The sequence below is a fragment of the [Clostridium] scindens genome (assembly GCF_019597925.1).
GTDB lineage: Bacteria > Bacillota > Clostridia > Lachnospirales > Lachnospiraceae > Clostridium_AP.
In genome coordinates, this window is sequence record NZ_CP080442.1 from 742,003 (window position 1) to 753,578 (window position 11,576).

An 11,576-nucleotide genomic window follows, 5' to 3' on the forward strand; every position below is an offset into this window, starting at 1 on the left:
CCTCGCTTTATACGGATTATGAAGGAATTGTAGCATAAAATTGGTGCAGAGTAAAATTCATTTTTCATACGTTCAGGGTTATGTTATACTGGTAACGGAGGTGAACTATGCTGATTTCCCTTACCATAATAGCAATCGTGATCGTGGCATGCGTGCTATGTAACAAGTTGACGAATAAGATTGGTGTTCCAATGCTGCTGGCATTCATCCTGCTGGGAGTGATATTTGGTTCGGATGGAATTTTTAAGATACCGTTTGACGACTTTGAGTTCGTGGAGCAGGTATGTACAGTTGCCTTGATATTTATCATGTTTTATGGCGGATTCGGAACGAATTGGAAGGAAGCAAAGCCTGTCGCGCCGAAAGCGCTTCTTCTATCATCGGTGGGAGTAATTGCTACCTCTTTCCTGGTAGGGATCTTCTGTTACTATATTCTTCATTTTGAATGGCTGGAAAGCCTTCTGATAGGTGCGGTTCTGGGCTCGACGGATGCCGCATCCGTATTCTCGGTACTGCGTTCCAAACAATTAAATCTAAGATATAAGACTGCTTCTTTGCTGGAACTGGAGAGTGGCAGCAATGACCCATGGGCATACATGATGACCGTGATTATTCTTTCTATCATGCGGGGAGAAAACAGCACGCCCCTTCAGATCGCCGGAACAGTACTCTGGCAGGTACTGGTAGCGGCGGCAGCCGGCGCAGCAATCGCGGGGATAAGCGTATGGGCGATCAGGCATATTGAGTTTGAAACATCCGGTTTTGGGACGATATTCGTGGTTGCCATCGCGTTAATGGCATATACATTTCCTGCGCTTCTGGGCGGAAATGGCTATCTTAGCACGTATATCGTAGGAATTGTCCTTGGAAACTGTACGCTGCCTGGTAAGAAAGAGATGGTTCATTTTTTCGATGGTGCTACAGGATTGATGCAGATGCTGGTATTCTTTTTGATGGGACTGCTTTCCTTTCCTTCCCAAATGGCAGGCATCCTGCTGCCAGCGATAGCGATATTTCTGTTTCTTACATTTATCGCCAGGCCTGTCGTAGTCTGCCCTATATTGACTGCCTTCAAATCCAGTAAGTCCCAGCAGGCGGTTGTATCCCTGGCAGGGCTTAGAGGAGCGGCATCCATCGTATTTGCTATAATTGTGACGGTAGATGATGCGTATACAAAGAATGACATCTTCCATATTGTGTTCTGCGTAGTCCTTTTGTCCATTGGCCTTCAGGGAACGCTGCTTCCGATCCTATCCAAGAAGCTGGATATGATTGACAATAGCCAGGATGTAATGAAAACATTTAATGATTATGCGCAGGAATCATCTCTGCAGTTCGTAACCTTGACGCTGATGGAGGGTCATGCATGGGTAGGAAGAGAAATCCAGGAACTCCTGATGCCGCCCCAGATGCGTATCGCCTTGATAAGACGAGGGGATAGTCAGGTGATTCCGAAAGGAAGTACGATATTGGAAAGTGCGGATGAATTGATTTTAAGCGCTATAGAATATCAGGGGATAAGGCCAATTGGCATGAAGGAAACCTATATTGACAAAAAGCATCGATGGAATGGCCGAAGGCTGCATGAACTGGCATTTCCACATGCCACCGTCGCCATCATAAAACGTGGCGGCCAGGCATTTGTACCGGTGGGAGATACCAGGATACTGGAGGGAGATATGCTTCTAACCATTGAAGATATACCGCGAAAGGAGAGGGGAAGATGAACCAGAAGATCGAAATCTGTTATGCAAAAGAAGAAGATGTCCCGGATATTATGTCTGTAATGGATATCTCCTGTCAATTAGCCAGGGATGCGTCCTGGTATTGCGCGGATGATGAAAACTATGTCAGAAAGCATCTTCATGAAAACGGATTTATATTAAAGGCAGAGGCAGAGGGCCGCCTGGCTGGATTCCTTATCGTCCGCTTTCCCAAAAACGCAAATGATAACTTGGGCAGTTACGTACGCCTAACAAAAGAGGAGATGCAGTATGTGGCACATATGGAATCCGCGGCAGTAAGCCCGGACTACCGGGGATATAAGCTGCAGAGATGCCTGATGGACGAAGGAGAAAAGATTCTTAAGGATACGCAGTACAAGTATCTAATGGGAACCGCGCACCCGGAAAATATTTATAGCGTGAATAATTTTCTCCAGCTGGACTATGAGATAGTAGCCGAAGATAATAAGTACGGCGGCTTGCCCAGATATGTGTTCTACAAGAAGATCGAAAAATAAGAAAAGCGCTGTTACTCAAGGTACAGCGCTTTTAATGTATCAGCCATGGATTCGGAAAGTCCGATCTTATCTTTTAGAAATTGCCGGATGCTGCCGGAAGTTTCTTCCATGATCTGAAAGACTCTCTTGATGTAATTTTCCTTGACGCCCATACAGATTCGAAGACTTTCAATCTGGCCGGGGTCGGTAATCGCTGCGGACAGTCTTTTAAGTATCAGTTCTACCTCATCTTTTAGAAAGGCGGCGGTCATCATATAATCTTCAATAATGGTATCCATATCTACATCCAAGGTATACAAAAGCATGGCAGTCCCCATGCCCACCCGGTCTTTTCCAGCGCTGCAGTGCCACAGCGTGGCTCCTTCTTCCTGCCTGGCCAGAATACGGAAGAACTGAGCATACTGCTTCAGGGAATAATCGCTGGTGATGATATCTTCATATAATTTCTGCATATAGAATGTCGGGTCTACGCCATGCTCCTTCATAGCCAGCGTGGCTTCCTCCAAAGTCATTTTTTCGGAAGTCTCATCGTGGGTTATGCCGGCAGTCATAGTCTGAAGAATGGGATTGCTGATGTGGGTAGCGCCTTCTATATGAGGATCTGGCTTCTCAGCCTGTTCATCCAAAGTCCGAAAGTCTACGATGGATTTTAAGCCATATTCATCGGAGAGCACCTTTTTGTCGTTCTCTGTCATGTGGTAGAGCTGGCCGCTGCGGATCAGCCGCCGTGGACGGACGCGGTATCCGTCCATGGTCTCTATGCCTCCCAGGTCCCTGGTATTAAAAAGGCCCTCAAGTGGGATTCGTTGTATAGGATTCATAATAAACCTGCCTTTCCAAATAATATTTCTAATTATTACGTTACTTTTCATTATAGCATATTTCATGCTATAATGAACAAATGAAAATCCTGGGAGGCGAAAGAGAAGAAGTTATGGGGAAATATATTCGTAAAATCATGGTTGCGCTGCTGTATGTAGCCACCTTTGGCCTAAGCGTGGCAATCTTTGTCAGCAATTATCTGTGCAAATTCATGCTGGGAACAAGAAAGCATTTGAAAAAGGCGAAAGAAAAGGATCTCCTGACCCAGAAACAGGAACAGAACCGGCTCTTTATGAGCGCCAACGGAAAAGACGCGTACATAACCAGCTGGGATGGCCTGGAACTTCACGGTCTGGAGATTCCGGCAAAGGAAGAGAGCCATAAGTATGTCATTATCTGCCATGGCTACAAGAGCAATGCGCTTAATATGGGAGGCGACGCGATCCGATTCCGGGAGGCGGGCTACCATATCCTGGCGCCGGATGCCAGGGGGCTGGGCGAGAGCGAAGGAAACTATATCGGAATGGGCTGGCCCGAACGCCGGGACGTAGTGGACTGGGCAAGACGGATTATTCAGGAAGACGGACAGGCGAGGATTCTGCTATACGGCCTTTCCATGGGGGCGGCAACTGTCATGATGGCAGCTGGAGAGGAAGACCTTCCGACTCAGGTTAAGGCAGTCATAGAAGACTGTGGCTATACTTCCGTATGGGAAGAATTCCAGGTGCAGATCCGTAAGATGTGCCATCTTCCGGCATTTCCATTCCTCTATATAGCATCGGCGATCATGAAGAGAAGGGCCGGTTATGATTTTAAGGAGGCCAGCGCCCTTGCGCAGGTGGCAAGATCACAGATTCCGATCCTGTTCATTCACGGAAGCGAGGATCTGTTTGTTCCATATGAGATGCACGGGCGACTATTTGAGGCTGCAAGGTGCGAGAAGGAAAGGTTTGTCGTTGGCGGCGCCGCCCATGGGGAGGCCAGTATTATCGACGAAGACAGATATTGGGAGCGCGTGATAAGTTTTGCGGACAAATATACGTCATAGATGGGAGAATATGTTATACTGGATATATAAAAATAATTAAGGGGGTATTCTTATGACAGAAGAATTGATTAGAGAAGTTAAGCATATCCAAAAATGCCTTGTAAACAAGGAAATGACGGGTGAGGAATGGGAAGAGAAGATGGCGGCTGTCAATAAGCTGGAAGAAGTATCGGACTATCTGAAGGATGCCCTTGGACGGGGAATTGAGTTTTAAAAAGGAATTTGAACAGGATGATTGATGGAAGTGTAATTGAAGGAATTGTATTTGATATGGATGGACTGCTGTTTGATTCAGAGCGTATCGTGCAGCGGTCCTGGGAGGATGCCGGGAACGAGCTTGGCATCCGGCATATGGGAAGCCATATCTACCATACGCTGGGGATGAATGTGGTAGGAAGGAATGAATACTTCCTGCGGGTAATCGGGCCTGATTTTCCCAAGGAAGAGTTTGCAGCGAGGACGAGAGTCCGATTCCGGGAGATTGTAGAGGAAGAAGGCCTTCCGGTTAAGCCGGGCGTAATGGAACTTCTGGAATATGGGAAGAGCAGAGGCTATAAGATGGCTGTGGCTACGTCATCCAGAAGCGGCTACGCTATCCATAATCTGGAAGAGGCAGGGATATATGGGTATTTTGACGGGGCCATATTCGGAGATATGGTACACCGGGCAAAACCCGACCCAGAGATCTACTTAAAGGCATGCGAGGCCATTAAGATAAGGCCAAAGTGCAGCATCGCCCTTGAGGATGCTCCGGCGGGAATCCGCTCTGCGTATGCGGCCGGCATGATTCCTGTTATGATTCCGGATCTGGTGGAGCCGGATGAAGAGATCAAAGCATTGGTCCACAGGCAGTTTAAAACTTTGCATGAGGTGATTGGACTTCTGGAACAGATGGACATTGGAAAACAGAAGGAATGACAGGCATTTTGCCTGTCATTCCTTCTATTTTATAAATCTGGCTTTTTATTCTTCTACAATGAATACTTCTTTTCCCATTCCGCAGATCGGGCATACCCAGTCGTCCGGAATATCTTCGAATGCAGTACCCGGGGCGATTCCGCCGTCAGGATCTCCGATTTCAGGATCATATACATAGCCACATGGTTCGCATAAATATTTCTGCATGACTTCTTACCTCCAATTATTTTTAGTTATCGTCTTTTTTCCATAATCCGTGTAGATTACAGTATTCATATGCCGCAACAAACTCGTCCCCTTCGGGAAGAATGAATACAGCCTTGGGATCCATGCCCGGCGCAAGCCTTCTGTACTGCGCGCCAAGTTTAGTCTCGATATAGATGCCTGTAATGTAATGCTCATCCAGCATAGGGTGAGTCACGGAGCCGACTGATACCTCCACTACGTTATCTTTTATGGTAACGACAGGAACGTGTTTTTCCTGTGCGGCATCTGTTGTGTTCGCCTTGATTTCCTCAAGTGACGGAACAGAAGCGCTCTCGCTAAGGGAGATCAGTTCCTGGAATATATTATGTGAGTTCTGGTCTTTATAGAATCTGCCCATAAAAAAGCCTCCTTCATGTTTTCCATTAGTTTTTGCTGTTTCTGTTAATAGAATACATGAAGAAGGAGTTTATTTCTGTGACTTGGTTACAAAACTATACGTTTTTTTAAAATTTTAACGGGATTCCCATCTGCCGGAGGCTCCGCATGGAAGTACCAGTTTGGAGCGCGTCACTGGAAGTCCGATCTCCTGCGAATCCACATTCCCATCAAATCTCTCTAGTTCCGTGGCCAGCATGTAGGTGAGCACGGCTGGGGCAAGGCCTGTAGTATAGGAGTTGACCAGAAAGAACAGAGGCTGGTCGGACAGGATCTGCGTGCAAAGCTTGATCAGAGGGTGGATGGCATCCTCAATCTTCCAGATCTCGCCTTTGGGTCCTCTTCCGTAGGAAGGGGGATCCATGATGATGGCATCGTAATGGTTCCCTCTTCTGATTTCCCGCTCCACAAATTTGACGCAGTCATCCACCAGCCACCGGATCGGCTTGTCGGACAGGCCGGAAGAAGCCGCATTTTCTTTGGCCCAGCTTACCATGCCTTTGGATGCGTCTACATGGGTGACGCTGGCGCCGGCGGCCGCAGCGGCCAATGTAGCGCCTCCGGTATAAGCAAAGAGATTTAAGACCTTTATCGGGCGTCCCGCGTTTCGGATCTTTTCTGAAAACCAGTCCCAGTTTGTAGCCTGTTCCGGGAAAAGTCCTGTGTGCTTGAAACTAAAAGGCTTCAGATTAAAAGTCAAGTCTTTATAATGTATCTGCCATTGTTCCGGGAGGCTTATGAATTCCCATTCTCCGCCGCCCTTTTTGCTGCGGTGATAGTGTCCGTTCTTATGCTTCCAGCCACGGTCGTTCTTAGGAGTGTCCCAGATGACCTGGGGATCCGGGCGAACCAGGATGTATTCCCCCCATCGCTCCAGTTTCTCTCCTTTGCTGCAATCTATCACTTCATAATCTTTCCATTGATCTGCAATCCACATGATTATCTATCCTCTCCTGTTTCTGACATTATAATCCACAATCACTTAGGATTATAGCATGAAGGAATGAAAAAGAAAAGAAGAGGGTTTTGGGACTTTACATAGATTTAACATTGGGCGGATTTCAGATTTTACATTCATCCTTTATGATAGCAAATGTGAAGAAGAGATTCGATTGATAAAGGAGAGAAATGATTATGAGATTGAAAAAGTTTATCGCAGTATTGGCAATTGTTGGAATGGCAGCAGGACTCGCCGCGGGATGCGGAAAATCAGATGCTGGCGATGGAAATGATAAGAAGGCAGAGGCATCTGAATGGGATTCTTCTATGGATGTCACTATCGTATCCAGAGAAGACGGATCAGGAACAAGAGGGGCATTTATCGAATTGTTCGGGATTGAAGATGAGATAGACGGCGAGAAAGTGGATATGACTACGCAGGAGGCCCAGATTACCAATAGTACTTCCGTAATGATGACAACCGTCGCAGGAGATGACTATGCGATCGGATATGTATCCCTTGGCTCGCTTAATGATAGCGTGAAGGCCGTGAAGATTGATGGGGCAGAGGCAACCGCCGAGAATATTAAGAGCGGTACGTATAAAGTGTCCAGGCCATTCAATATCGCAACCAAGGAAGGGGCCAATAATGCGGTGGCCAAGGACTTCATCAACTTCATCCTAAGCGAGGAAGGACAGAAAGTAGTGGCGGACAATGGATACATTTCCTTAGATGAAGCAAAGCCATACGAAGGAAGCGCGCCAGAGGGAAAAGCGGTTGTTGGAGGCTCGTCTTCGGTTGCGCCCGTGATGGAGAAGCTGATCGAGGCGTATAAGACGGTGAACGATAAGGCAGAAATCGAACTTCAGTCTACCGATTCTACCACCGGCATGACATCCGCTATCGACGGAAGCTATGACATTGGCATGGCATCCAGAGAATTGAAGGATACAGAGACGTCCGAAGGGCTGGTTCCCCAGGTCATTGCGACGGATGGAATTGCGGTCATCGTAAATAAGAACAACACGACAGATGAGTTGAGCAGCGATCAGGTGAAATCCATTTATACCGGAGAAGCGCTTACATGGGATGAGGTAGTAAAATAAAATGAAATCAAAAGCATGGACTGAAAAATTCATGCGGGGAGTGTTCTTCATTGCCGCCTGTGCTTCGGTACTGGCGGTAGCTCTCATTTGCATATTCCTTTTTGCGAATGGCATCCCCGCAATGAAAGAAATTGGATTTGGCAAATTTCTGACCGGCCAGATGTGGAGGCCCAAGAACCAGATATTTGGAATCTTTCCAATGATTATAGGAAGCCTGTATGTCACGGCGGGAGCCATACTCTTCGGAGTGCCGGTGGGAATCCTGACCTCCGTATTCATGGCGCATTATTGTCCAAAGAAGATCTACAGGCCGCTGAAAGCGGCAACGGAACTGCTGGCAGGCATCCCATCGGTTGTATATGGGTTCTTCGGCCTGGTCGTGCTGGTGCCATGGATCAGGGAGATGGGACGGGAGCTTGGCTTCGGAGGAAACGGAAGCAGCATCCTTACGGCATCTCTTCTGCTTGGCATGATGATCCTTCCGACGATCATCGGCGTGACAGAGTCGGCAATCCGCGCGGTGCCTGCCCAGTACTATGAAGGAGCCGTGGCTTTAGGCGCCACCCACGAGAGGGCGATCTTCCGGGTGATCCTGCCGGCGGCTAAATCCGGCGTAGTAGCAGGGATCGTGCTTGGCATTGGCCGGGCGATCGGCGAGACGATGGCAGTCATTATGGTGGCGGGAAACCAGGCCAGGATGCCGGCAGGAATCTTCCGCGGCATCCGGACCCTGACAGCCAATATTGTGATAGAAATGGGATATGCCACAGACCTGCACAGGGAAGCGCTGATTGCAACCGGCGTTGTTCTCTTTGTGTTCATTCTGCTGATCAACTTCAGCGTAGCACTTCTAAACAGGAGGGGAAGCCATGAGTAGTAGCCAGGAAAGATTCAAGCAGAGGCTTAAGTCATACGCGAGGACGCCGGGATCATTCATTGTAATGCTTCTGGTCGTACTGTCTGCGGTTCTGACTTTTACCGTACTGATATTTCTGATTGCCTATATTTTGATTCACGGAATTCCGTACATCAAGCCATCTTTATTTTCTCTGACCTATACGTCAGAAAACGCGTCACTGATGCCGGCGCTGATCAATACCATTGTCATGACGTTTTTATCTCTGGTGATTGCAGTGCCTTTTGGCATATTTTCTGCTATTTTCCTGGTGGAATATGCCGGACGGGGCAATAAATTTGTCGAAATCATCCGTCTGACTACAGAGACCTTGTCAGGCATCCCGTCCATCGTCTATGGGTTGTTCGGCATGCTGTTCTTTGTGACTGCATGTGGATGGGGATTCTCGCTGCTGGCTGGCGCATTTACCCTGTCTATCATGATCCTGCCGTTAATTATGCGGACCACGGAGGAGGCCCTTAAGTCGGTGCCGGATTCTTTCCGGGAAGGAAGTTTTGGCCTGGGCGCAGGAAAACTTCGGACGGTGTTTCGAATTGTTCTTCCATCCGCCGTGCCAGGCATTCTCGCCGGGATAATCCTGGCGGTAGGAAGGATTGTGGGTGAGACGGCAGCCTTGATCTACACGGCGGGAACGGTGGCCGATGTGCCAAACAGCGTTATGGGATCGGGCCGGACTTTGGCCGTGCATATGTATAATCTGGCAAGCGAAGGACTGTATATGGATCAGGCGTATGCCACAGCAGTCATACTGCTGCTTCTGGTCGTGGGGATCAACACTCTGTCAGGCGCTGTGGCCAGAAGATTAACGAAAGCGTAGAGAGGAAGAATCATGGGAAAAATTAGTATTAAGAATCTGGATTTATATTATGACGACTTCAAGGCGTTAAAAGATGTGAATCTGGAAATAGAAACGAATAAAATCACAGCGTTTATCGGGCCTTCAGGATGTGGAAAGTCTACCCTTTTAAAGTCCATCAACCGCATGAATGACCTGGTGGAAGGATGCAGGATAGAAGGGGATATTCTTTTGGACGGGCAGGATATATTTAAGGAAATTGATGTAAACCTGCTAAGGAAGCGGGTGGGCATGGTATTTCAGAAGCCCAATCCATTTCCGATGAGCATCTATGACAATATCGCTTATGGGCCAAGGACCCATGGAATCCGTTCCAAGTCCCGGCTGGATGATATTGTGGAGAAATCCTTAAGAGATGCGGCAATCTGGGAAGAATGTAAGGACCGGCTTAAGAAAAGCGCCCTTGGAATGTCAGGAGGACAGCAGCAGAGGCTGTGCATCGCCAGGGCTCTGGCCGTGCAGCCGGAAGTCCTTTTGATGGATGAGCCCACGTCTGCGCTGGATCCCATATCTACATCGAAGATTGAAGACCTTGCGATGGAATTGAAAAAAGATTATACTATTGTAATGGTAACGCATAATATGCAGCAGGCGGTCCGCGTGTCCGACAATACGGCTTTCTTTTTGCTTGGCGAGGTCGTTGAGTACAATGATACGGAGAAACTTTTCTCCATACCATCAGATAAGCGTACAGAAGACTATATTACAGGGAGGTTCGGTTAGGATGCGGAATAAGTTTGATATGCAGTTAGAGCGCCTCAATGAGCAGTTGACTCATATGGGAAAATTGTGCGAGATTGCCATTAATAAGGCGACTATGGCGCTTCAAAATGGAGACATGGAGCAGGCAAAGGCGGTTCGGGAGGCGGATGATGAGATTGACCAGATGGAAAAGGACATTGAACGTCTGTGCCTGAAACTGCTGCTTCAGCAGCAGCCGGTGGCAAGAGATCTGCGGCAGATATCCGCGGCACTTAAGATGATCACGGATATGGAGCGAATCGGGGACCAGGCATCTGATATCGCTGAGATCATCATCTCTGCCAGGATGACGGAGGCGATGGACATCTCGAGAATCGGGCAGATGTCGGAGGCAGCGGCAAAGATGGTGCGTGACAGCGTCACAGCCTATGTAAAGAAGGATCTGGAATTATCCAGAGAAGTGATGGCTTCCGATGACATTGTGGATGAGATGTTTGAAGAAAATAAGAGAGAACTTGTCAGTTTTATTGCAGAAAAAAAGGTGGATATGGGGAGCGGGCGATCGATCTGATCATGGTTGCCAAATATCTGGAAAGAATCGCTGATCATGCCACCAATATTGCTGAGTGGGTGGAATTCTCCATCACTGGAATACACAAGGGAATGGAAACAATGAAGCCAAAGGAGAATTAGCATGATATTTTGCGTGGAAGATGACAGCAACATACGCGAACTGGTCGTATATACACTGGAAAGCACCGGGCTTAAGGCTCGGGGATTTGAGGAGGGAAGTTCCTTTCTGGAAGCGCTGGCGCTGGAAACGCCGGATCTTGTCCTGCTCGACATCATGCTTCCGGGAGAAGACGGCATGGAACTGCTGAAAAAACTGAAGGCCTCGCCTAAGACGAGGGATATTCCGGTCATCATGGTTACCGCCAAAGGCGCGGAATATGATAAGGTCATGGGACTTGACACCGGGGCGGACGACTATGTGACCAAGCCATTCGGAATGATGGAACTGGTATCCAGAATCAAGGCCGTCCTAAGGCGAAGCGCCCGAGAAGGAGGCCAGAAGGAAGACTCTATCGTGATTGGAAAGATAGAGATGAATCTGAAGAAGCATGAGGTGACGGCAGCAGGGGAAGTCGTAAGCCTGACGCTTAAGGAGTATGAACTTCTGAAGCGTCTTATGAAGAATTCCAACATTGTGCTGACCAGAGACCAGCTGCTGGAAGATATCTGGGGCTATGACTTTGACGGAGAGACCAGAACCGTGGATGTGCATGTCAGGACTCTGCGCCAGAAGCTAGGGAGCGCGGGGGAGCGCATTGAGACGGTCCGCGGCGTTGGATATCGGATGAGCGAATAACTTGCGTGAAGGGAC

The 11,576-nt window shown here is 48.2% G+C and carries 14 protein-coding genes and 1 pseudogene; 11 read left to right on the forward strand and 4 right to left on the reverse strand.

The window, feature by feature from the left end; translation table 11 throughout:
• Positions 1–107: 107 nt before the first annotated feature.
• On the forward strand, positions 108–1,727 hold the full coding sequence (locus K0036_RS03405) for a potassium/proton antiporter (RefSeq protein ID WP_220430751.1): 1,620 nt from the start codon (positions 108–110) through the stop codon (positions 1,725–1,727).
• Positions 1,724–2,242: a GNAT family N-acetyltransferase gene (locus tag K0036_RS03410; RefSeq protein WP_025645210.1), complete on the forward strand. Its 519-nt coding sequence runs from the start codon at positions 1,724–1,726 to the stop codon at positions 2,240–2,242. The genes K0036_RS03405 and K0036_RS03410 overlap by 4 nt, the downstream gene beginning before the upstream one ends.
• Before the next feature lie 11 nt (positions 2,243–2,253).
• Here the strand turns inward: K0036_RS03410 and K0036_RS03415 are convergent, their stop codons facing one another.
• Positions 2,254–3,063: a tyrosine-protein phosphatase gene (locus K0036_RS03415; RefSeq protein WP_220430752.1), complete on the reverse strand. Its 810-nt coding sequence runs from the start codon at positions 3,061–3,063 to the stop codon at positions 2,254–2,256.
• A 113-nt stretch (positions 3,064–3,176) separates the two neighbouring features.
• On the opposite strand from K0036_RS03415, the gene K0036_RS03420 reads away from it, so the two are divergent.
• The 3 genes from K0036_RS03420 to K0036_RS03430 are packed head-to-tail and all read left to right on the forward strand — an operon-like array spanning position 3,177 to position 5,030.
• Entirely contained in the window at positions 3,177–4,112 is a 936-nt protein-coding gene (locus K0036_RS03420) for an alpha/beta hydrolase (RefSeq protein WP_259283380.1), read from the forward strand.
• Positions 4,113–4,164: 52 nt separating this feature from the next.
• Positions 4,165–4,326 (forward strand): hypothetical protein, encoded by a 162-nt coding sequence (locus K0036_RS03425; RefSeq protein ID WP_004608590.1) that lies wholly within the window; start codon positions 4,165–4,167, stop codon positions 4,324–4,326.
• A 17-nt stretch (positions 4,327–4,343) separates the two neighbouring features.
• Positions 4,344–5,030: an HAD family hydrolase gene (locus tag K0036_RS03430; RefSeq protein ID WP_220430754.1), complete on the forward strand. Its 687-nt coding sequence runs from the start codon at positions 4,344–4,346 to the stop codon at positions 5,028–5,030.
• Between the two features lie 45 nt (positions 5,031–5,075).
• Here the strand turns inward: K0036_RS03430 and rd are convergent, their stop codons facing one another.
• The 3 genes from rd to K0036_RS03445 all read right to left on the reverse strand — a co-directional run bounded on the left by rd (position 5,076) and on the right by K0036_RS03445 (position 6,609).
• Positions 5,076–5,237 carry a rubredoxin gene (rd, locus tag K0036_RS03435; protein ID WP_025645204.1) on the reverse strand — a complete coding sequence of 54 codons (162 nt, stop codon included), beginning with the start codon at positions 5,235–5,237 and terminating at the stop codon, positions 5,076–5,078.
• Between the two features lie 22 nt (positions 5,238–5,259).
• Entirely contained in the window at positions 5,260–5,634 is a 375-nt protein-coding gene (locus K0036_RS03440) for a desulfoferrodoxin family protein (RefSeq protein ID WP_173693641.1), read from the reverse strand.
• Positions 5,635–5,748: 114 nt separating this feature from the next.
• Entirely contained in the window at positions 5,749–6,609 is an 861-nt protein-coding gene (locus K0036_RS03445) for a class I SAM-dependent methyltransferase (protein ID WP_025645201.1), read from the reverse strand.
• Positions 6,610–6,806: 197 nt separating this feature from the next.
• Here K0036_RS03445 and K0036_RS03450 point away from each other — a divergent pair, with 197 nt between their 5' ends.
• The 6 genes and pseudogenes from K0036_RS03450 to K0036_RS03475 all read left to right on the forward strand — a co-directional run bounded on the left by K0036_RS03450 (position 6,807) and on the right by K0036_RS03475 (position 11,561).
• Positions 6,807–7,718, forward strand: a complete 912-nt coding sequence (locus tag K0036_RS03450; RefSeq protein ID WP_220430755.1) for a substrate-binding domain-containing protein — start codon at positions 6,807–6,809, stop codon at positions 7,716–7,718.
• Between the two features lies 1 nt (position 7,719).
• On the forward strand, positions 7,720–8,595 hold the full coding sequence (pstC, locus tag K0036_RS03455; RefSeq protein ID WP_220430756.1) for a phosphate ABC transporter permease subunit PstC: 876 nt from the start codon (positions 7,720–7,722) through the stop codon (positions 8,593–8,595).
• Entirely contained in the window at positions 8,588–9,451 is an 864-nt protein-coding gene (gene pstA, locus K0036_RS03460; RefSeq protein WP_220430757.1) for a phosphate ABC transporter permease PstA, read from the forward strand. The genes pstC and pstA overlap by 8 nt, the downstream gene beginning before the upstream one ends.
• A 12-nt stretch (positions 9,452–9,463) precedes the next feature.
• Positions 9,464–10,213, forward strand: a complete 750-nt coding sequence (gene pstB, locus K0036_RS03465; RefSeq protein ID WP_173693644.1) for a phosphate ABC transporter ATP-binding protein PstB — start codon at positions 9,464–9,466, stop codon at positions 10,211–10,213.
• Position 10,214: 1 nt separating this feature from the next.
• Positions 10,215–10,885, forward strand: a pseudogene (gene phoU / locus K0036_RS03470) (phosphate signaling complex protein PhoU).
• 1 nt (position 10,886) lies between these two features.
• Complete coding sequence (locus K0036_RS03475; RefSeq protein ID WP_220430758.1) at positions 10,887–11,561, forward strand: response regulator; 675 nt, start codon at positions 10,887–10,889, stop codon at positions 11,559–11,561.
• Positions 11,562–11,576 lie beyond the last annotated feature (15 nt).